The organism is Actinacidiphila glaucinigra, assembly GCF_035918135.1.
In the GTDB taxonomy this organism is placed as follows: Bacteria; Actinomycetota; Actinomycetes; order Streptomycetales; family Streptomycetaceae; genus Actinacidiphila; species Actinacidiphila glaucinigra.
Map to the genome: position 1 here is coordinate 6,241,013 of NZ_CP109144.1, position 19,427 is coordinate 6,260,439.

Below are 19,427 nucleotides of genomic sequence, written 5' to 3' on the forward strand. Positions count from 1 at the left end.
GGCGGGGAACCCGTCGCCCGGCGAGTCCCGTCCTCCGGGCGTCGATCCCCTATGGTCGACTGAGCACCTGGCAAGACAGTGAGGACTCCCCCCATGGCTCAGGCGTACGACGCGGACGTGACCACCGACAGCGGTGACAAGCCGCAGGGTTCGGGTGCGAACGGACGTTTCGGACGCTTCCGGCGGTACTGGGCGTTCGGCGACGGCATGTGGCGGCGGGGGATCGTCACGGCCGTACTGGCCGTCGCCATCACCGTGGTGATGGCCTTTCACGGAGCGGTGCCCAACCGGGTCGGCAACCTGGGCAGCCTGCTGGAGACCTTCCTGCCGTGGCTCGGGCTCGTGCTCCCGGTGCTGCTGGCGGTCGGGCTGCTGCGGCGCTCGGCCACCGCGCTGATCGCCGTCCTGCTGCCGACCGTGGTGTGGCTGCACTTCTTCGGCGGGCTCCTCACGGACAAGCACACCGGCGGCGGCGACCTCACCGTGGTGACCCACAACGTCAACGCCGACAACCCCGACCCCGCCCGCACCGCCCAGGCCCTCGTCGGCTCCGGGGCCGACCTCGTCGCGCTGGAGGAGATCCCCGCCGGGAAGGCCGCCGTCTACGAGTCGGGTCTGAAGGCCCGCTACCCGTACCACGCCAGGCTGGGCACCGTCGGGCTGTGGAGCAGGTACCCGCTCAGCCAGGTGCGGCCGGTGGACATCCGGCTCGGCTGGGTCCGCGCCCTGCGCGCCACCGCCGCCACCCCGCACGGGAAGGTCGCGGTCTACGTCGCCCATCTGCCCTCGGTGCGGGTCAAGTTCAACGCGGGTTTCACCGCCGGCGAGCGCGATCGCAGCGCCGACGCGCTCGGCGAGGCCGTGGCGGACGAGAAGGTGCCCGACGTGATCCTCATGGGCGACCTCAACGGCACGATGAACGACCGCGCGCTCGCCAACATCACCTCCCAGATGCGCTCCACGCAGGGCGCCGCGGGCGACGGCTTCGGTTTCAGCTGGCCGGCCGGCTTCCCGACCGCCCGCATCGACCAGATCCTCGTCAGGGGAGCGGAGCCGACCGACTCGTGGGTGCTGCCCGCGACGGGCAGCGACCACCGGCCGGTGGCCGCGAAGGTAGCACTCCCGTAACGAGTTCTTCGCCCACGGGAAGAACGGGCCGGGCAGACTTTGTTCCGCAGTTAAACTTATAGCTGCTCGCAACCCTGCCCCGGAAAGGCCTGTCATGCCTCTCGCCCTGCTCGCACTGGCGATCAGCGCATTCGGCATCGGTACGACGGAGTTCGTGATGATGGGCCTGCTGCCCGACGTCGCGGACGACCTGCACACCTCCATCCCGACCGCCGGTTACCTCGTCTCCGGCTACGCCCTCGGCGTCGTCATAGGCGCCCCCCTCCTCGCCGCGATCACCACGCGGATGCCGCGCAAGGCCCTGCTGATCTCCCTCATGGGCCTGTTCACCGTCGGCAACACCCTCTCCGCGCTCGCCCCCGGCTTCGGCTGGCTGCTCGCCGGCCGCGTGCTGTCCGGACTCCCGCACGGCGCCTTCTTCGGCGTCGGCGCGGTCGTCGCCGCGAGCATGGTCGACCCCGCGCGCAAGGCCCGTGCGGTCTCCCTGATGATCGCCGGCCTCACCGTCGCGAACATCGTGGGCGTCCCCGCCGCCACCCTCCTCGGACAGCACCTCGGGTGGCGCGCCACCTTCCTCACCGTCGGCGTCATCGGCCTCGTCGCCATCGCCGGCATCGCCCTGCTCGTCCCCCGCATCCCGCTCACCCCGGGCGGCGGACTGCGCCGGGAGCTGTCGGCCTTCCGCAGCGGGCAGGTCTGGCTGACGCTGGCCACCACGATCTTCGGCTTCGCCGCGGTCTTCGCGGTCTACAGCTACGTCACGCCCATGCTCACGGAGGTCGCCGGGTTCGGGGACGGGAGCGTCACCCTGGTCCTCGCCCTCTTCGGTGTCGGCGCGACGATCGGCAACCTCCTCGGCGGCCGCCTCGCCGACCGCGCCCTGCGGCCCGCCCTCCTCGGCGGGCTCGGCGCGCTCGCGGTCGTCCTGCTGCTGTTCACGGTCACCCTGCACGCCCGCTGGAGCGCGGCGCTCACGGTCGTCCTGCTCGGGGTCGCGGCGTTCGCCGCGGGGTCGCCCATGATGATGCTCGTCATGGAGAAGGCCCGGCACGCCCCGGCGCTGGCCTCCGCGGCGAACCAGGCCGCGTTCAACCTGGCCAACGCGGGCGGTGCCTGGCTCGGTGGGGTCGTGCTCGCGCACGGCCTCGGCTACACCGCCCCGGCGGTGGCGGGCGCGGGGCTGGCGGTCATCGGGGTGGGGATCGCCACGGCCGGAGGGCTGTGGGAGCGGCGCGCGGCGGGGGGTTCGGGGGCGGCGTCGTCCTCCTCCCGGGTCGTCGTGGCGTCCGACGCCGTGGTGCGGTCCGCGGAGCGGGTGGGCTGACGGCGGGCGCCCCCGGCCGTGGCTGAGACGCCTGCCCGAAACGGGGGTCGGGCCCTGCTTCGGGCCCGGTTCGGGGCAGCGCTGGGGCGATGGTGCCCGTGGACGGGTGCGGGTTCGTCTCGCGCCCTTCGGGCGCGAAGCGGCGCGCTGCGGACGGGACGGTGGGGTGGCCCGCCCCCACGCGGTGCGGGTCGGCGGTCGGCGCGGGTTCAGGCTCCGGAGTGGAGCCGGTTGTTCGTACGGTTCCGGTCTCGTCGCCATCCGCACCCGCGGACGGCGGCGAGACCCGCGCCACTGGGGAGGGGACCCGCTCCGGAGCCTGAACCCCGGCCACCCGCCCACCCGCACACTGCCGAGGAGGGCGGCCCCCACCCTCCCCTCCGCGGCCCGCGTCTTTGCGCCCGAAGGGCGCGAGACGGCGCAACAGCCGACCACAGCGGAACCGGCCGGTACGGCCTGGTACCGCCGCAGGCCCAGACAGCCCGCACACAGCGACGGGCCGCAAGGGGCACCCCCGGACGCACCACCCCGGACCGCCGGCGCAGCGTCACGCGTGCTCGCGCCAGCGGTTCGTGATGGGGAGCCTCCGGTCCTTCCCGAACCCCTTCGCCGAGATCTTCGTCCCCGGCGGATACTGCCTCCGCTTGTACTCCGCCGTGTCCACCATCCGCAGCACCTTCGCCACCAGCTCCGCCTCGAACCCGGCGGCGACGATCGCGTCGCGCCCCTTGTCCTGGTCGACGTACATCGCCAGCACCCGGTCCAGGACGTCGTAGTCCGGCAGGGAGTCCGTGTCGACCTGGCCGGGGCGCAGCTCCGCGCTCGGGGGCTTGGAGATGGAGTTCTCGGGGATCGGCGGGGTCTGGCCCCGCTCCGCCGCGGCCTGGTTGCGCCACTGCGCGAGGCGGAAGACGGTCGTCTTGTAGACGTCCTTGATGGGCCCGTACGCGCCGACCGAGTCGCCGTACAGCGTGGAGTAGCCGACCGCCAGCTCGCTCTTGTTGCCCGGGGCGAGGACGATGTGCCCCTCCTGGTTGGAGACGGCCATGAGCATCGTGCCGCGCAGCCGGGACTGGAGGTTCTCCTCCGCCAGCCCGGTCAGCCCCAGGGAGCCCATGTAGGCGTCGAACATCGGGCCGATCGGCACGGTGCGGAAGTTCAGGCCGGTGCGCCGGGCCAGCTCGGCGGCGTCGTCCTTGGAGTGGTCGGAGGAGTACCGCGACGGCATGGAGACGCCGTACACGTTGGCCGCCCCGACGGCGTCGCAGGCGATGGCCGCGACGAGGGCGGAGTCGATGCCGCCGGAGAGGCCGATCAGCACGGAGCGGAAGCCGTTCTTGGCGACGTACGCCCGCAGGCCGACGACCAGCGCGGTGTAGACCTCCTCGTCGTCGCCCAGCCGCGGGGCCTGGCCGCCGTGCACCTCGGGCTCGTACGCGGGGAGCGGCTCGGCGGAGAGGGTGACGTGCTCGATCTCCAGGCCGTCGTCGGCGATGCCGCCCGGCACCTTGGTGGTGTCCGCGGCGGGCAGGTCGAGGTCGACCAGGACGCAGCCCTCCTCGAACTGCGGGGCCCGGGCGATCACCTCGCCGTCCTCGGAGACGACGATCGAGTCGCCGTCGAAGACGAGCTCGTCCTGTCCGCCGATCATGGCGAGGTAGGCGAGGGTGCAGCCGGCCTCCTGGGCGCGCTTGCGCACCAGGTCGAGGCGGGTGTCGTCCTTGGCTACCTCGTACGGGGAGGCGTTGACGGAGAGCAGCAGCCCGGCGCCGGCGGTGCGGGCGGCGGGCACCCGGCCGCCGTCCTGCCACAGGTCCTCGCAGATGGCGAGGGCGACGTCAACACCGTGCACCCGGACCACCGGGAGGGTGTCTCCGGGCACGAAGTAGCGGAACTCGTCGAAGACGCCGTAGTTCGGCAGGTGGTGCTTGGCGAACTTGAGTACGACCTTCCCGCCGTGCAGCACGGCCGCGGCGTTGCGCGGCGAGCCGGCGGGCTGGCCGTAGCGGGGCTGGGCCTTCTCGCTGCGGTCGAGGTAGCCGACGACCACGGGCAGCTCTCCGAAGCCCTCGGCCGCCAGGCGCTCGGCGAGCGCCTCCAGGGCGGCACGGCTGGCTTCGACGAAGGAGGAGCGCAGGGCGAGGTCCTCCACGGGGTACCCGGTCAGCGCCATCTCCGGGAAGGCCACGAGGTGGGCTCCCTGTTCGGCCGCGTGCCGGGTCCAGCGCACCACCGACTCCGCGTTCCCGGCGAGGTCGCCGACGGTGGAGTCGATCTGATTCAGGGCGAGGCGAAGTTGAGGCACGCCGCCCAGTGTAATCGTCAAATCGACGCGATGCCGTGGGCGGCGCCTGTGGGGTCGCGCACTCGGCCCCGGAAGCCGTGGCGGACGGGCCTTTCCGGGGTCGTCCCCCTGTGTCAAGATCGCAAGGGTGCATCACAATGGTGGCGAGGGGTGTCCGGCGGTACCGGCCGCCGCCGAAACAGTCCGGTAATCCCGTGGCGCGATACTGGTCTGGCCCTCGCTCGAGCCGGCACGGACAACAGGCCCCATGACCTGTGAGGTTGGATAGCTATGGATAAGCAGCAGGAGTTCGTGCTCCGCACCCTCGAGGAGCGCGACATCCGTTTTGTGCGGCTGTGGTTCACCGACGTGCTGGGTTATCTCAAGTCGGTCGCCGTGGCGCCGGCCGAGCTGGAGCAGGCCTTCGACGAGGGCATCGGCTTCGACGGGTCCGCGATCGAGGGCTTCGCCCGGGTGTACGAGTCGGACATGATCGCCAAGCCGGACCCCGGTACCTTCCAGATCCTGCCGTGGCGCGCCGAGGCCCCCGGCACGGCCCGGATGTTCTGCGACATCCTCATGCCGGACGGCTCCCCGTCGTACGCCGACCCCCGCTTCGTCCTCAAGCGGTCCCTGGCCAAGGCCTCCGACCTCGGGTTCACCTTCTACACGCACCCCGAGATCGAGTTCTTCCTGCTGAAGAACCTGCCGCTGGACGGCACCGTGCCGGTGCCCGCCGACAACTCCGGCTACTTCGACCACACCCCGCAGAACGTGGGCCAGGACTTCCGCCGCCAGGCCATCACGATGCTGGAGTCGATGGGCATCTCGGTGGAGTTCTCCCATCACGAGGGCGCCCCCGGCCAGCAGGAGATCGACCTGCGGTACGCGGACGCGCTGTCCACCGCCGACAACATCATGACCTTCCGGCTGGTCATGAAGCAGGTGGCGCTGGAGCAGGGCGTGAACGCCACGTTCATGCCCAAGCCCTTCAGCCAGCACCCGGGCTCCGGCATGCACACCCACCTCTCCCTCTTCGAGGGCGACCGCAACGCCTTCCACGAGTCCGGCGCCGAGTACCGGCTGTCGAAGGTCGGCCGCTCCTTCATCGCGGGCCTGCTGCGGCACGCCGACGAGATCTCCGCGGTCACCAACCAGTGGGTCAACTCGTACAAGCGCATCTGGGGCGGTGCCAACCGCACCGCGGGCGCCGGCGGCGAGGCGCCCTCGTACATCTGCTGGGGCCACAACAACCGGTCCGCGCTCATCCGCGTCCCGATGTACAAGCCCGGCAAGACGGGCTCCACCCGCGTCGAGGTCCGCTCCCTCGACTCGGGCGCCAACCCCTACCTCGCCTACGCCGTCCTCCTGGCCGCGGGCCTCAAGGGCATCGAGGAGGGCTACGAGCTCCCGCCCGGCGCCGACGACGACGTCTGGGCCCTCTCCGACGGCGAGCGCCGTGCGCTCGGCATCTCGCCCCTCCCGCAGAACCTGGGCGAGGCCATCTCCCTCATGGAGCGCAGCGAGCTGGTCGCCGAGACGCTCGGGGAGCACGTCTTCGACTTCTTCCTGCGCAACAAGAAGCAGGAGTGGGAGGAGTACCGGAGCGAGGTCACGGCGTTCGAGCTCCGTAAGAACCTCCCGAACCTGTAGCCGCAGGTCAGCGGGGTTTCCCGAGGACGACGTGATCCGGGCCGGCAGCGCGATGCCGTCGGCCCGGAGTCGTCTCATTCGCCGACCGCAAGAACGGAGAGAACGAAAGCCAGGACTGTCCAGAGCACGCGATTCATGGGCGAGCCATAGTGCGTGCCATACCCGTGCACGTCCGGCGGTGCCGAACGGGGAGCCACGGGGAACAGCAGTGACGACCCCACGTTGCCACAGGTCAGCGTCTGTCCAGGCGAGGCATGGTCCACAGCCTCAGTCTTCCAAACTGGGGCTCCTGCCCCCATCGGTCACAACTGGGCGGACTGACGACCGCCGGCCACTGTGCCCGTCACTCTTCAGAGAGAAAGTCCTCCAAAGCCGCCAGCCAAGCGCGGGGTTGGTCGATGTGGGCCATGTGCCCTGCTTCCTCAAGTACCGAGGCTCGTGCGGTGGGGATCAGCTTGACGGTGGGTTCGACGAGGTCGGCAGGGAAGGTCATGTCCTGTCGCCCGTGTAGCAGAAGCATGGGGATGCCGACATCTGCGAGCCGCTGGGGTGTATCCGGATGGCGGGGGCTCGGCAGCGTGCCAGCTTGCCAGGGCCGCATCCACTCGGCGGAGAAGTAGATGCCTTTCAGGACATCGAGGTAGCCAGGCAGAGCGTCCGGACGCCAGACGTTAGCTGGGGCGCTGGCCAGAGCAGCTGCTCGGGTGAGTTCGGGTCCCGACAGCGAGGGGTCAGACCAGACCTCGGCCTCGGCGGTCATGCGTTCAGTGCGCTCGTGCCAACCGTCGAATGCATCCGGGGGCACTGGCAGGACACTGCTCGACGCAACCACCAAGCGGCGGACACGTTCAGGTACGGCCAAAACGAGCCGCTGGGCAATCAGCCCTCCGTACGAGAAACCGAGGATGTCTGCCCGCTCGATCTCCAACGTGTCCAGCAGACGGACGAGGTCGGTGATCGTCGCTGCGGGTGTGTACTCGTCATCGGCCAGGCCGCGGGTCGAACGCCCACAGCCGCGTAGGTCCGGCAGGATGATCCGGCGGTGATCGGCGAGCTCGGCGACGGGTTCACGTAGATACGTGTGATCCCAATCAGGACCTCCGTGGATCACCAGCAGAGGCCGCTCAACAGAGCCGTCGGATTGCACCACGAACAGGTCCACTGCGGGGTCACTCGACACAGGCACAAGAGTCTCGATGAACATCTGTCCAGTGTTCCAATCCCGCCCGCCGCGGTGCAGGATCCGGCGGACAGAGATGCGGCAACGCCGGACAGACCGGCTCCCGCAGGTCACAGTGCTCGCTCTGGTAATCGCAGGTCGGTGGAAGCCCGATGCACTTCCTGCGCACCTCGTCTCCGTGAACCGCGTCTTCACCTTCCCTCGTCGCGAATGATCAGCACAGGATGCCGCCGTCCGGCGAGGTGTCTCGCGGCCGGGAGCGGATCCGAACTCCGTGCCAGAATCCGGCGCATGCAACTCGATCAGACGCTCGTGGACGCGGCCGTGGAACTGATGGACCGACGCTGGCCTCCGGGTGAAGCGGGTGGCGCGGCCGCGGTGCGGCTCGCCGACGGGGGCATTGTGACCAGCGTGGGTCTCGACAACATGCACGGCTCGGTCGCGCTCTGCCAGGAGACCGGGGCGTTCATCCAGGCCTATACGCAGGACCGGGTCGTCACCGCTTCCGTCTGTGTCTGCCGTGACGTGGAGCGTGACAGGATTCTGATTCTGCCGCCCTGTGGCGTCTGCCAGGAGCGTCTCGCGTTGTGGGGGCCGTCCGTCGAGGTGGCCGTCCCAAGGGACGGCGATCCCACCCGGTGGGAGGGGCGGACGCTCGCGGAGGTGAACCCCTATTACTGGGCTCGCCAGTTCGCCGGCGGGGGATGGCCCTCCCGAGCGCAGCACTCCGGGTGACCGCACACCCGGGTCCTCTTCCCGGAGCGGTGTGGGCGGCCACGTCGCCGGAGTCTGGACGGTTCTGTCCGGACGAGAGGCATACGGACCTTCGAGGTCTGTCCGACCGCTTCGGCGAACTGCGTTCGCGCGGGCAGGGGTACCTCGAAGTCGGTCTGCCGGGGGCCGAGTTCCCCTGGCTGTCCATGGGCTTCAGGGGCGATCACGCGGTCGTCCACCTGCTGGAGGACGCGGGGGCGATGTCCCTTCGCGTGGGTGACGGGACCGTTCCCCCGGGGGTCGTGGCCGGGGTCCCGGTGATGGACGGCCTCGCGGAGTTCACGGGCGGCTTTGTGCTGGGCGTCGATCGGGCGTGGGCCGTCGTGCAGGACTTCGTACGGACGGGAGTGCCCGGTGAAGGGGGGTGGTGCGAGCTGTAGTCACGGGGAGGACGGGGTCATCCTTGGACGACAGGGGCGCGGTTGCCCGCGGGGTGGACCCTTCAACGGATCCGGGAGGTGTCCGGCGACCGGAAGGCCGTCGTGCTGGATCCGGACCGGATGGTGAAGCGGGTCGCCGCCGACGGGGCCGACGAGGTGATGCGGCCGCAGATCGTCCTGGGTTTCCACACCCTGTGCATCGTGAAGCAACTCGAGGACGACGACTGGTCCATGGGCAGCCTGAACGACGACGGTTCCGTCCACTGGCGGTCGGTCCACGGCGATCTGTACCAGGCGTTGCGCGGCCTGTCGGCGCACGCGTCAGACCGCCGGGGTGATCCGGGTGGCGTCCGGTCGTGGCCGGCGCAGCCGGTCCGGGTACCGGGAGGGTCGGGGTCGCCCGCATCGATGGCACGTGGTGTGGCAGCGTGGACGGCATGACATCCGGAACCGGTACCGACGTGCTGCGCTACACCGCCTTCAGCTCCGACCCCGCCGGGGGCAATCCCGCGGGCGTCGTCCTCGATGCCTCGGGCCTCGACGAGCAGCGCATGCTCGGCCTCGCCGCCGAGGTCGGCTACTCCGAGACGGCGTTCGTCACGGAAGCGGACCCCGCCCGCCGGCGGTTCACCCTGCGCTACTTCAGCCCCCTCGCCGAGGTCGACTTCTGCGGTCACGCGACCGTCGCGACCGCCGTCGCGCTGGCGGAGCGCATCGGGCCCGGTGAGCTGGTCTTCGACACCCCGGCGGGGGAGATCCCCGTGCTGACCGCCGCCGACGGCGAGGGGGCGCTGCACGCCACGCTCACCAGCGTGCCGACACGGTCCCGCCCGGCCGAGGACGCCGAGTTGGACGCGGCGCTCGCCGCGCTCGGCTGGGAGCGCGGCGAGCTGGACCCCGCGCTGCCGCCGCACGTGGCGTTCGGAGGGGTTCACCACCTGGTGCTGGCCGCCGCCGCCCGGGCCCGGCTGGCGGACCTCGCGTACGACTTCGAGGCCCTCGCCGACGTCATGCGCCGCCACGGGTGGACCACGGTGCACCTGGTCTGGCGGGAGGCCCCGGACCGCTTCCACGCCCGCGACCCCTTCCCGGTGGGCGGGGTCGTCGAGGACCCGGCGACCGGCGCGGCCGCGGCGGCCTTCGGCGGCTACCTGCGGGAGCTCGGCCTGGTGGCGGAGCCGGCCCGGGTGGTGGTGCGGCAGGGCGAGGACATGGGCCGCCCGAGCGAGCTGCTGGTGGCCGTCGACCCGGGGGACCCGCGGGTGCGGGTGACCGGCCGGGCGGTGGCCCTGGTCACGCCCTCGGTCACGGGGCCCCGGGCTGTCTGATCCAGCCGATGGAGCGCTCGACGGCACGCTGCCAGTTCTCGTACTCGGCCTCGCGGCGCCCGGGGTCCATGCCGGGCAGCCACTGCCCGGCGCGGTGCCAGTTGTTCCGCAGCACCTTCAGGTCCGGCCAGTAGCCGGAGGCCAGGCCGGCTGCGTAGGCGGCGCCCAGGGACACCGTCTCGGCGACCATCGGGCGGACCACGGGGACGTCGAGCACGTCGGCGATGAACTGCATGAGCAGGTTGTCCGCGGTCATGCCGCCGTCGACCTTGAGCTCCTTCAGCCCGATGGAGGAGTCGGCGTTCATGGCGTCGACGACCTCGCGGGTCTGCCAGCCGGTGGCCTCCAGGACGGCCCGGGCCAGGTGCCCCTTGGTGATGTACGAGGTGAGGCCGACGATGACGCCGCGGGCGTCGCTGCGCCAGTGGGGGGCGAAGAGACCGGAGAAGGCGGGCACGATGTAGCAGCCGCCGTTGTCCTCGACGGTCAGGGCGAGGGTCTCGATCTCGGGGGCGCTGCTGATCAGGCCGAGGCGGTCGCGGAACCACTGCACCAGTGAGCCGGTGACGGCGATCGAGCCCTCCAGGGCGTAGACCGCCGGCTGGTCGTCGATCTTGTACGCGACCGTGGAGAGCAGCCCGTGCCGTGATCTGATCATCGTGGAACCGGTGTTGAGCAGCAGGAAGCTGCCGGTCCCGTAGGTGCACTTCGCGTCGCCGGGGGAGAAGCAGGTCTGGCCGAAGAGCGCCGCCTGCTGATCCCCCAGGGCGGCGGTGATGCGGACCCCGGGCAGGACGGTCCGGGCCGCGCCGTAGTTCTCGGCGGACGCGTGGATCTCCGGGAGCATCACGCGGGGGACGCCGAAGAAGTCCAGCAGGTCCTGGTCCCAGGTCAGCGAGCGGATGTTCATCAGCATGGTGCGGCTGGCGTTGGTGGCGTCGGTGATGTGCAGGCCGCCGTCGACCCCGCCCGTCAGGTTCCAGATCAGCCAGGTCTCCATCGTCCCGAAGAGCAGCTCCCCGTCGCGGGCGCGCTGCTCCAGCCCGGGCACCTCGTCGAAGAGCCAGCGGATCCGCGGCGCGGAGAAGTAGGTGGAGGGCGGCAGGCAGCAGCGGTCCAGGAAGAAGTCGTCGCCGGGGTCCTTGCGCAGCCGCTCGACGAGCGGCGCGGTACGGGTGTCCTGCCAGACGATGGCCCGGCCCAGCGGTACGCCCGTGCTCGGGTCCCACAGCACGGTCGTCTCCCGCTGGTTGGCGATGCCGATCGCGGCGACCTCGTCCGCCGCGATCTCGGCGGAGGACAGCGCCTGCGGCACGATGCGCTCCAGGTTGCGCCAGATCTCCAGCGCGTCGTGCTCGACCCAGCCGGGCCTGGGGAAGTGCTGCTGGTGCTCGCGCTGGGCGACCGACACCAGGCGGCCCCGGTGGTCGAAGAGGATGCATCGGGTGGAGGTGGTGCCCTGGTCGATGGACAGCACATACCGTTCAACCATGGTCGGGGCCTGCTTTCCGATGCTTTCCCGGGTTTTCCCGTGCCTTCGTCGCGTTCGCCGTGTCCCTCGCGTTCCTTGTATTCCTTGTGTTGCTTGTGTTCCTTCTCTTCTCGTGCCCTTCGGGTCCGGAGTGCGGGCGGGCCTCACCAGCGGGCGGCGCCGAGGTCCCTGGAGATCGCCCGCGCGGCCTCCCGGAGCAGCGTGACCAGGGACGCCTGGGGGCGGCCCCTGGTGTCGCAGATCCGCTCGACCGGGCCGGACAGGCAGATCGCGCCCACGACGAGGCCGCCCGAGCTGCGGATCGGCGCCGCGACCCCGGCCTCGCCCATCGACATCTCCTGGACCTCCGCCGCCCAGCCCTGCTCGCGGACCTCGGCGAGGGCGCTCCTCAGGTCCTCCGGGACCACCAGGGTGTGCCGGGTGTACGCCTCCAGTTCCTCCTTCAGCAGCGGCTCCAGCGGCGCCGCCCCGTACGCCAGCAGGATCTTGCCGAGCGAGGAGGCGTGCAGCGGCAGCAGGGCGCCGACGTCGAGCGTCTGGAGGCTGTCGTCGGGCCGGAAGACGTGGTGGACGACGAGGACCTGGCCCTCCAGCGGGGTGCCGAGGCGCACCGCCTCCCCACTGCGGGCGGCCAGCGCGTCGGCCCAGTTGATCGACCGGGACCGCAGCTCGTTGACGTCGAGGTAGCTGGTGCCCAGGTGCAGCAGGGCCGCCCCGAGCTGGTACTTCCCGGTCGCCGGGTCCTGCTCGACGAAGTCCACGTGCTGGAGGGTGCGCAGGATGCCGTGTGCCGTGCCCTTCGCCAGTCCGAGGGAGGCGGCCACTTCGCCCAGCCCGAGCCGGCGGGGACCGCCGGCCAGGAGCCTGAGGATCGCCGCCGCCCGTTCGATGGACTGCAGCGGGCCGGCCATACGTCGATGCTATCCCCGGCAACCACGATGGGCATCAGCGCGTTTCCGCAGGTCGTTCGGCCTACGAGGGCGGCGTTCGACAATGGCGACCCCGATTCATTGACCCGCGATGTCCCGTCTCGGAAGCTTTCGTGCAGGTCCGGGAGTCCACCCGGCGGGACTTCCCTGGGAGGAGGACACCATGGCGGCAGAGCCCGAGACGATGCCGCAGCGCGAGGATGTGCACGTCTGCGCGCTGTCGCACATCCCCGGCGCCCTGTCCGTGGTGCGCCGGCGGGTACGGGGCGTGCTGGCGGAGTGGGAGCTGTGCCCGGAGGTCGCCGAGGACGCGCTGCTGGTGATATCCGAGCTGACCACGAACGCGATCGTGCACGCCGACGGCCCCGCCTCCCTGCGCATCTGCTGGACGGAGGTCGACGGGCACAGCGCCCTGCACATCGAGGTGACCGACTCGGGTCCGTCGGCCCGACCATGCATGCCGGGGGGATCCACCGACCCCGACGAGCACGGCCGGGGCCTCGGCATCGTGGGCGCCCTCTCGACACGGCACGGCATCCGCGCCGACTGCGCCGGGTTCACCCGCTGGGCGGACCTGGTCACCGCCTGAGCCGCCGCCGGCGGGGCAGGACCGCCGCCCGTGCCCGGGGCGGGCGGCGGGTCGTTCCGCGCGGCGCGCCGCGGACGGGCTTACGGTGCCGCTCATGGCACTGAGCATTCGCAACCAGATCGTCGGCAAGGTCGCCTCGGTGGTCCCGGGCGAGGTGATGGCCGTGGTCACGGTCCGCCTCGACGGCGGGGGACCGGACTTCACGGCGGCCGTGACGGCCGAGGCCGTGCGGGAGCTCGGCATCATCCCCGGCGGCGGGGTGACGGTGCTGATCAAGGCGACGGAGGTCTCCCTGGCGACGGCTCCGGTGCAGGGCATCAGCATCCGCAACCGCATCCCCGGGACCGTCGCCGGAGTGACGCCGGGCGAGGCCATGGCGAGCGTGCGGGTCGACTTCGGGGGCGGCCGCGAGCTGACCGCCGTGATCACCCGGGAGGCCCTCGACGAGCTGGGCGTCGCCGAGGGCGCCCAGGTCGTCGCGCTGGTCAAGGCGACCGACGTGTCGCTGGCGACCTGAGCGGACGGGGCCCCGGCCGGGGCCGCGCAGGGCCTACCCGAGGTAGGCGGGAGCCAGCGCCGCCGTCATCATGCGGCGGGCCGTGCCGGTGCCGTCGGCGGGCACCGTCCACAGGTCCGCGCCGAAGTCCCCGGCGAGGGCGTAGACGACCGTGTGGTCGTCGCGCCAGACGACCTGGTCGTCGACGCTGCGCCGCTCGGCGAGCGGGGTCTCGCGCATGGTGGCCAGGTCCAGGACGTACAGCCGCCAGGGCGCGTCGGGGGAGAGGCCCGCGACGCGCTTCTTGAAGACCAGCCGGGTGCCGTCGGGTGAGAGCGAGGGGCACTCGACGTTGCTGCGCAGCGTGCGGACGGAGCGGGCCGCGACGTCGCCGCGGACGAGGTAGGTGCGGCCGCCGGTGCCCAGGGTGGCGTAGAAGTGGGTGTCGTCGGAGAAGGTCACGCCCCAGAAGTTGACGTCGGCGGCGTGGTAGGGCCGGCCGTCCCGGGTGATCCGGAAGTCCTCGAGGTTCGTGACGAGGGCCCAGGTACGGGTGTCGAGGACGGAGGTACGCGTGGAGAAGTTCGTGCCCGCATAGGAGTCGCCCCCGACGAACACGGTCCAGGCGGCCATGCGCCCGCTGGGCGATACCCGGGCCCGGGTCGGGATGCCCGCGAGGGGGAAGTGGCGCAGCTCGTGCAGCCGGGCGTCGAGCACGACGGCGCGGTAGGTGTCCTGGACGGCGCCCTTGACCGACTGCAGGCAGATACCGGTGCCCGCGGCCGCGTAGAAGCGCAGGCACGTGACGTCGGAGGCGGTGCGCGCTGCCTCGGGGCTGCCGGCCGGGACGGTGGCGAGCTCGTCCCGGTGCGGGCCCCACGCCATGTTGCGGAACACCATGCGGGGTGTGTCCGGCGCCAGCGTCACCGTCCCCGCCGTCACCACGGGGCCGCCCGCCTGCGGGCGGTCCTTCTCCGCCGCGCGGTCGGCGGCGCGCAGCACGGACACGGCGGCGACCGCGGCCAGCGCCGCCACGGCGGCGAGCAGCACGAACAGACGGCTGCGGGTGTTCATGGGGGGCCTTTCCTCGGGGGTCACTTGCTCGGCGCGGGACGCAGGTACACGGCGCAGACCGCGCACACCGTCAGCGCCAGCGCGGCGGTGGTGAGGGCCGCGCGGTCGCCCCAGGCCGTCCAGGCCGCGCCGAAGGCCAGGGAGGCGGCGAAGCGGGCCGCGGCCTGCCCGGTCTGGACGAGGGCGAGCCCGGCACCGCGCAGCTCGTCGGGTACGGCGGTGGACGCGGCGGCCATCAGCACCCCGTCCGTGGCGGCGTAGAAGGCGCCGTGCAGCAGCAGGACGGCGTACGCCGGGCCGTGCGCGAGCAGCAGCCCGTACGCGGCGAGCAGGGCGACGTGCCCCGCCAGGAACATCCGCCAGCGGCCCATGCGGTCGGCCAGCCGCCCCAGCGGCATCGCGAGCAGCAGGAAGGCCGCCGCGGTGCCCAGGGGGAGCAGCGCGAACCAGCGGTCGGGGACGCCGAGGCGGTGCTGGAGCAGCAGGTAGACGAAGGAGTCGCTGACCGTCGACAGGCCCAGCAGCGTCGCGCAGACCGTCAGCCTCCGCACGTCCCGGCGGCGCAGCAGCGCCAGGGACGCCCGCAGCGAGGGCGCGGGGGCGGTGGATGTGGGCGAGTCCGCGGATGCGGGGGCGGGAACCCCGCCGCGGCCGCCCGGCACGAAGAGCAGCAGCACCAGCACTCCCAGGGCGGCCACGCAGGAGCTCACCGTGAAGACGGCGTCGTACCCCTCGGCGGCCTGCCGCAGGATGAGGAACGCGACCAGCGGTCCCAGCAGCGCCCCGGCGGTGTCCATGGCGCGGTGCACGCCGAAGGCCCGCCCGCGCGTCTCCGGCGCCGAGGACAGCGAGATCAGCGCGTCCCGCGGTGCGGTGCGCAGCCCCTTGCCGGTCCGGTCGACCGCGAGGACGGCACCGATCAGGGGGAGGCTGTGGACCAGGAGCAGCGCGGGCTTGCACACCGCTGACAGTCCGTAGCCGACGGCCGCCACGGCCTTGTGCCGGCCGCCGCCCCGGTCGGCGAGGTGGCCGCCGACCAGCCGCACCAGCGCGCTGAAGCCGTTGTAGACGCCGTCGAGCAGGCCGAAGCCGAGCGGGGAGAGCCCGAGCCCGGCCACGAGGTAGAGGGGGAGCACCGCGGTGACCATCTCCGACGAGACGTCGGTGATCAGGCTGACGGTGCCCAGGACGAGGACGGTGGGGGCGACGGCGGTGGCCCGGGGCCCGGGACGCGACGCGTCCCGGACCTCGGTGCCGGCTCCGCCGCGGCTGTCCGCGACGTACACCGGTCTCAGCTCGCCCAGATACCGGTGATGTCCGAGGCGGAGGCGGCGTTGCCGGCGTGCGTGCCGAGACCCGCCAGGTCCTCCAGCGTGCGGAGCATGTTGTAGTGGTTGTAGGTCGTCGCGGACGACGAACCGGCCTTGACCGGCTGGCCGTACAGCACGGTCGGGATCTTGTTGCCGCTCAGCCGGTTGTCCTCGTCGAAGGTGACGACGAGCAGGCTGTTGTGGGTCTTCGCCCAGGTCGCGTACGCGCCCAGCTTGTTCTTCAGCCAGGTGTCACCGGTGGAGACCGAGCAGTCGTGCATGTCGCTGCACAGGTTCGGCACCACGAAGGAGACCTTCGGCAGGGTGGTGAAGTCCGTCGGGAACTGCGCGAAGGTCTTCGCCGTCGACGTCGGGACGTTGCTGAACGCGAACCACGGGTTGTGCTTGCGGGCGTAGGTGCCGCTGCTGCAGGTGGTCGAACCCTGGCTGGGCAGCGTCTCGTTGTAGCTGGCCCAGCTCTTGCCCGCGGCGATCAGCTCGGAGGCGAGGTTGGGCTTGGAGCTGAAGCCGGGGGTGTAGCAGCCGTCGTCGGTGACACCCTGGTTGCCGCCCGAGAAGATCTGCAGGTAGTTGGGCTGGCTCGGGTGCGTGACGCCGTACGACTGCGTCAGGCTGGCGCCGCCGGCCTTGAGCGTGTTGTTGATGTAGGGGGCGCTGGAGCTGCCGATGACCTGGTTGTAGGCGTGGTTCTCGAACATCACCACGACCACGTGGTCGGGGTTCGGCACGCTGCCGGCCGCGTGGGCGGTCTCGGAGCCGCCGAGCCCGGCCCACAGGCCGAGGGAGGCGGCGGCGACGCCGAGGGCGGAAGCGAGGGCGGTGACGGAGCGACGGGGACGGGGCAGGGACCAGCCGGACACGGCGGACCTCCGGAAAGAGGGGGACGGGGAGTGGCGCCGCGCCAGGTTAGGAGGGGGCCGTGGACGCCCGAAGCGCCGCGGAAATGAAGGTCAGGGGAACGCTGCCTACGTTCTGGATCTTGAGGTCAAGCACAGGTAAAAGGGCCCGGGGAGCGCAACTCGCGCTCCCCGGGCCCTTGCTGTCAGGACGTCACTTGACGTACGTGATGCCGTCCGTGGTGATCGCCGGCCGGCCGGAGGTGCCGACGACGACGATCTTCAGCGTGTGCTTGGCGCTGGTGCTCCAGGTCTTGGACCAGATCGTCTGCCGGTAGGCGGTGGTGGAGGACTTGAGGTCCACCGTGGCCGTCTTGACCCCGTCGACGTAGACGTACGCCTGGCCGGAGGTCGAGGCCCGGGAGACCACCCAGCCGACCGAGCGGCCGGTGAACGTCCAGGTCAGGCTGGCGTTCTTGGAGGACGAGGTGTAGGACTTCCCGCCGAGGTAGCTGGTGGAGCTCTTCGCCGTCCACGTCCCGGTCTTCGTCGCCGAGGTCTCCTGCAGGATCGCCGCCGTGCGGCTCACCGAGGCGGTGGCGTAGTTCCCGGCCGCGTCGGTGGCCTTCAGGCCGTACGTGACCGCGGTGTTCACCTTGCCCGTGGTGCTCCACGACGTGGTGGTCGGGCCGAAGGTGGCCGTGCTGGGGGCGGTCGCCGCGACGCTCTTGAGGGCGCCGTTGTCGGCGGCCTTCCAGGTCACGGAGACCGGCACGGAGGTGCTGGACACCGTGGCGTTGCGGATCTTCACGGAGGGGGCGGTGGTGAAGGTCGGCTTGGTCGTGTCGCCGACCACGCTGTACGAACTCGCTGATGTCGCCGTCTTGTTGTTGTTGTGCACGGCCCGCACCGTCACGGTGTGCTTGCCCGCGGCGACGGTGATCGGAGCGGAGGTGGCGGTGGCCTTGGCGGTGGCCGCGACCTTGCCGTCCACGAGCACCTCGAACCGCTTGACGACGGCGGTCGGGGTGGACTCCTTCCAGGCCACCGTCGCCGTTCCCTTGGTGTAGTACGAGGAGCCGGAGAGCGTGGCGCCGCTGACGCCGTTCAGGGTCGGCGCGGCGACGCCCGCCGCGTACGAGCGGATCGTGGCCAGCTTGTCGTACAGGTTCTGACCGGGGCACGCGGTGGCGAAACCGTCACGGTGCCCGGAGATCGGGTTGAACGTGTACGACTTGTCGTAGACCCACGGCGAGCTGTCCTTCGCGCCCTCGACCAGGGTCTGCGTCTTGCTGCCGGGGTTGGGGTTGATCCCGTACTGGCCGAGCTTCCACGCGGACAGCGCCGCGATCGAGCCGAGCATCTTGGAGGAGATCGGCGTGGCCGGGACACCCTTGATGACCTGGAAGGTGCCGATCGCGGCGATACCCCAGCTGCGCGTGTTGAAGCCGTAGGTCTGCGCGCCGATGACGGGCAGGTCCAGGCCGCCGAAGCGGCCCTCGAAGATGGTGCCGCACTTGTCGACGAGGGCGTTGTAGCCGATGTCGCGCCAGTCCTGGGACAGGTGGTACGCGTAGATCCACCGCACGATCTGGGCCGATTCGCTGCAGTCGTAGTCGGCGGCGGTGTCCGTGTGGTGGACGAAGACCACGTTCACCTTGTCCGCGTAGGGCGGGTCCCCGGCCTCGCGCTTGGACTCGTCGGCACCCCAGTCCTTGCGGAGCTTGATGGCCGGCTTCGCCACGGTGGAGGCCGGGGCGGTCGGCCGGGTCGAGCTCGGCGACGGCGAGGTGGAGGGGGAGGTGGACGTGCTCGCGGACGCGCTCGGCGAGGTGCTCGCGGACGCGGAGGAGTCCGGTGCCGGGGCCGAGGTCGACGGGGTCGCCGTCTCGCTCGGGGAGGAGACTTCCGGATCCGGCGTGGCCGAGTCGGGCGGGGTGTCGGTCGCCGAGGGATCGGCCGGCGGGGTCGTGGTCTCCTCGGCGTCCGCCGCGAAGGCGGCGGGCGCCATGGCGACATCGTTGCCGCTCTTCTTGGCGTCGCCCACCAGTTCGAGCTGAAGGCCCTTCGGGAGGGTGCCCGACGCGCCGTTCGCCGACACGACCTTGAGCTCGACACCGTTGGAGAGGCCCACGTACAGCGGGGCCGATCCGCCCCGGGTGGCGCCCTCGGTCCTCGGGTCCGGAGCGTCGTCGTAGTGCGGGTCGACCCCGTGCCAGTCGGACCATCCGCCGGTCTTCACCGAACGCGTGCGCACCTGGACCGTGCCGTCCAGCTCGGTGCGCGGGTCGTCCCACGTCACACCGAGCAGGCCGAAGGTCTCCGTGTCGCGCTGCGCCACGGTGCGCTCCCCGCCCTCGCCCTTGAGGGCGAGTGACTGGACCGCACTGGGCACCGGCCCCTTCGGGGCCGCCGACGAGGCGGTTCCCTCCGGGCCGCTGGCCACGGACGCGGCGGTGATGACACCGGCCCCTCCGAGTACGACCGCCCCGATCGCGAGCCAGGCACGCCCGCGCAGACGTATTCGCCGCATGTTCTCTTCCCCCGCCCCGTCCCCACCCCTGGGTAGCCGTGGGTACCGTTGGTTGACTTTTTAAACCTCAGAAACAGCAAGCGCTTTATACCAGAA

At 71.5% G+C, this 19,427-nt stretch carries 17 protein-coding genes; 9 read left to right on the forward strand and 8 right to left on the reverse strand.

The annotated features are described in order from the left end of the window. The first annotated feature begins 207 nt into the window (after positions 1 to 207). The gene (locus OIE69_RS28080; protein WP_392567685.1) at positions 208 to 1,128 is read left to right on the forward strand and encodes an endonuclease/exonuclease/phosphatase family protein; all 921 of its coding nucleotides are present in this window, start codon (positions 208 to 210) and stop codon (positions 1,126 to 1,128) included. Positions 1,129 to 1,222: 94 nt separating this feature from the next. Further along, positions 1,223 to 2,452, forward strand: coding sequence for an MFS transporter (locus OIE69_RS28085; protein ID WP_326576680.1), 1,230 nt, complete (start codon positions 1,223 to 1,225; stop codon positions 2,450 to 2,452). A 547-nt stretch (positions 2,453 to 2,999) separates the two neighbouring features. On the opposite strand, the gene OIE69_RS28090 is transcribed toward OIE69_RS28085, so the two are convergent. After that, positions 3,000 to 4,757 (reverse strand): NAD+ synthase, encoded by a 1,758-nt coding sequence (locus OIE69_RS28090; RefSeq protein WP_326576681.1) that lies wholly within the window; start codon positions 4,755 to 4,757, stop codon positions 3,000 to 3,002. 270 nt (positions 4,758 to 5,027) lie between these two features. Here OIE69_RS28090 and OIE69_RS28095 point away from each other — a divergent pair, with 270 nt between their 5' ends. Continuing rightward, positions 5,028 to 6,389, forward strand: a complete 1,362-nt coding sequence (locus tag OIE69_RS28095) for a glutamine synthetase family protein (RefSeq protein WP_326576682.1) — start codon at positions 5,028 to 5,030, stop codon at positions 6,387 to 6,389. A 343-nt stretch (positions 6,390 to 6,732) separates the two neighbouring features. Here the strand turns inward: OIE69_RS28095 and OIE69_RS28100 are convergent, their stop codons facing one another. After that, positions 6,733 to 7,593 (reverse strand): alpha/beta fold hydrolase, encoded by an 861-nt coding sequence (locus OIE69_RS28100; RefSeq protein WP_326576683.1) that lies wholly within the window; start codon positions 7,591 to 7,593, stop codon positions 6,733 to 6,735. Positions 7,594 to 7,860: 267 nt separating this feature from the next. On the opposite strand from OIE69_RS28100, the gene OIE69_RS28105 reads away from it, so the two are divergent. The 4 genes from OIE69_RS28105 to OIE69_RS28120 all read left to right on the forward strand — a co-directional run bounded on the left by OIE69_RS28105 (position 7,861) and on the right by OIE69_RS28120 (position 10,051). Beyond that, complete coding sequence (locus OIE69_RS28105; RefSeq protein ID WP_326576684.1) at positions 7,861 to 8,304, forward strand: cytidine deaminase; 444 nt, start codon at positions 7,861 to 7,863, stop codon at positions 8,302 to 8,304. A 185-nt stretch (positions 8,305 to 8,489) separates the two neighbouring features. Then, positions 8,490 to 8,723, forward strand: a complete 234-nt coding sequence (locus tag OIE69_RS28110) for a hypothetical protein (RefSeq protein WP_326576685.1) — start codon at positions 8,490 to 8,492, stop codon at positions 8,721 to 8,723. 78 nt (positions 8,724 to 8,801) lie between these two features. After that, positions 8,802 to 9,164: a hypothetical protein gene (locus tag OIE69_RS28115; RefSeq protein WP_326576686.1), complete on the forward strand. Its 363-nt coding sequence runs from the start codon at positions 8,802 to 8,804 to the stop codon at positions 9,162 to 9,164. Continuing rightward, positions 9,161 to 10,051 carry a PhzF family phenazine biosynthesis isomerase gene (locus OIE69_RS28120; protein WP_326576687.1) on the forward strand — a complete coding sequence of 297 codons (891 nt, stop codon included), beginning with the start codon at positions 9,161 to 9,163 and terminating at the stop codon, positions 10,049 to 10,051. Before OIE69_RS28115 ends, OIE69_RS28120 begins: the two co-directional genes overlap by 4 nt. On the opposite strand, the gene glpK is transcribed toward OIE69_RS28120, so the two are convergent. Together glpK and OIE69_RS28130 are read right to left on the reverse strand one after the other, a co-directional pair. Then, positions 10,029 to 11,543 carry a glycerol kinase GlpK gene (glpK, locus tag OIE69_RS28125; RefSeq protein WP_326576688.1) on the reverse strand — a complete coding sequence of 505 codons (1,515 nt, stop codon included), beginning with the start codon at positions 11,541 to 11,543 and terminating at the stop codon, positions 10,029 to 10,031. The genes OIE69_RS28120 and glpK overlap by 23 nt on opposite strands. Before the next feature lie 143 nt (positions 11,544 to 11,686). Continuing rightward, positions 11,687 to 12,454 carry an IclR family transcriptional regulator gene (locus OIE69_RS28130; RefSeq protein ID WP_326576689.1) on the reverse strand — a complete coding sequence of 256 codons (768 nt, stop codon included), beginning with the start codon at positions 12,452 to 12,454 and terminating at the stop codon, positions 11,687 to 11,689. A gap of 181 nt (positions 12,455 to 12,635) precedes the next feature. Here OIE69_RS28130 and OIE69_RS28135 point away from each other — a divergent pair, with 181 nt between their 5' ends. Together OIE69_RS28135 and OIE69_RS28140 are read left to right on the forward strand one after the other, a co-directional pair. Next, a complete protein-coding gene (locus OIE69_RS28135; RefSeq protein WP_089221777.1) occupies positions 12,636 to 13,061 on the forward strand; it encodes an ATP-binding protein in 426 nt (141 codons plus the stop codon). Between the two features lie 94 nt (positions 13,062 to 13,155). Then, complete coding sequence (locus tag OIE69_RS28140) at positions 13,156 to 13,578, forward strand: TOBE domain-containing protein (RefSeq protein WP_326576690.1); 423 nt, start codon at positions 13,156 to 13,158, stop codon at positions 13,576 to 13,578. A gap of 33 nt (positions 13,579 to 13,611) precedes the next feature. On the opposite strand, the gene OIE69_RS28145 is transcribed toward OIE69_RS28140, so the two are convergent. The 4 genes from OIE69_RS28145 to OIE69_RS28160 form a co-directional block, all read right to left on the reverse strand. Continuing rightward, a complete protein-coding gene (locus tag OIE69_RS28145) occupies positions 13,612 to 14,631 on the reverse strand; it encodes a TolB family protein (protein WP_326576691.1) in 1,020 nt (339 codons plus the stop codon). A 20-nt stretch (positions 14,632 to 14,651) separates the two neighbouring features. Continuing rightward, positions 14,652 to 15,917 carry an MFS transporter gene (locus tag OIE69_RS28150; RefSeq protein ID WP_326576692.1) on the reverse strand — a complete coding sequence of 422 codons (1,266 nt, stop codon included), beginning with the start codon at positions 15,915 to 15,917 and terminating at the stop codon, positions 14,652 to 14,654. A gap of 5 nt (positions 15,918 to 15,922) precedes the next feature. Then, complete coding sequence (locus OIE69_RS28155; RefSeq protein ID WP_326576693.1) at positions 15,923 to 16,822, reverse strand: alkaline phosphatase family protein; 900 nt, start codon at positions 16,820 to 16,822, stop codon at positions 15,923 to 15,925. Positions 16,823 to 17,012: 190 nt separating this feature from the next. Beyond that, positions 17,013 to 19,331 (reverse strand): peptidoglycan recognition protein family protein, encoded by a 2,319-nt coding sequence (locus OIE69_RS28160; RefSeq protein WP_326576694.1) that lies wholly within the window; start codon positions 19,329 to 19,331, stop codon positions 17,013 to 17,015. Between the last annotated feature and the right edge of the window lie 96 nt (positions 19,332 to 19,427).

What these genes read in the sequence shown, in the direction of transcription:
- glpK (WP_326576688.1), bottom strand. Translation starts at nt 11,543, where the DNA reads ATGGTTGAACGGTATGTGCTGTCCATCGACCAGGGCACCACCTCCACC.
- OIE69_RS28160 (WP_326576694.1), bottom strand. Translation starts at nt 19,331, where the DNA reads ATGCGGCGAATACGTCTGCGCGGGCGTGCCTGGCTCGCGATCGGGGCG.
- OIE69_RS28120 (WP_326576687.1), top strand. Translation starts at nt 9,161, where the DNA reads ATGACATCCGGAACCGGTACCGACGTGCTGCGCTACACCGCCTTCAGC.
- OIE69_RS28100 (WP_326576683.1), bottom strand. Translation starts at nt 7,593, where the DNA reads ATGTTCATCGAGACTCTTGTGCCTGTGTCGAGTGACCCCGCAGTGGAC.
- OIE69_RS28085 (WP_326576680.1), top strand. Translation starts at nt 1,223, where the DNA reads ATGCCTCTCGCCCTGCTCGCACTGGCGATCAGCGCATTCGGCATCGGT.
- OIE69_RS28130 (WP_326576689.1), bottom strand. Translation starts at nt 12,454, where the DNA reads ATGGCCGGCCCGCTGCAGTCCATCGAACGGGCGGCGGCGATCCTCAGG.
- OIE69_RS28145 (WP_326576691.1), bottom strand. Translation starts at nt 14,631, where the DNA reads ATGAACACCCGCAGCCGTCTGTTCGTGCTGCTCGCCGCCGTGGCGGCG.
- OIE69_RS28080 (WP_392567685.1), top strand. Translation starts at nt 208, where the DNA reads ATGTGGCGGCGGGGGATCGTCACGGCCGTACTGGCCGTCGCCATCACC.
- OIE69_RS28095 (WP_326576682.1), top strand. Translation starts at nt 5,028, where the DNA reads ATGGATAAGCAGCAGGAGTTCGTGCTCCGCACCCTCGAGGAGCGCGAC.
- OIE69_RS28110 (WP_326576685.1), top strand. Translation starts at nt 8,490, where the DNA reads ATGGGCTTCAGGGGCGATCACGCGGTCGTCCACCTGCTGGAGGACGCG.
- OIE69_RS28140 (WP_326576690.1), top strand. Translation starts at nt 13,156, where the DNA reads ATGGCACTGAGCATTCGCAACCAGATCGTCGGCAAGGTCGCCTCGGTG.
- OIE69_RS28105 (WP_326576684.1), top strand. Translation starts at nt 7,861, where the DNA reads ATGCAACTCGATCAGACGCTCGTGGACGCGGCCGTGGAACTGATGGAC.
- OIE69_RS28135 (WP_089221777.1), top strand. Translation starts at nt 12,636, where the DNA reads ATGGCGGCAGAGCCCGAGACGATGCCGCAGCGCGAGGATGTGCACGTC.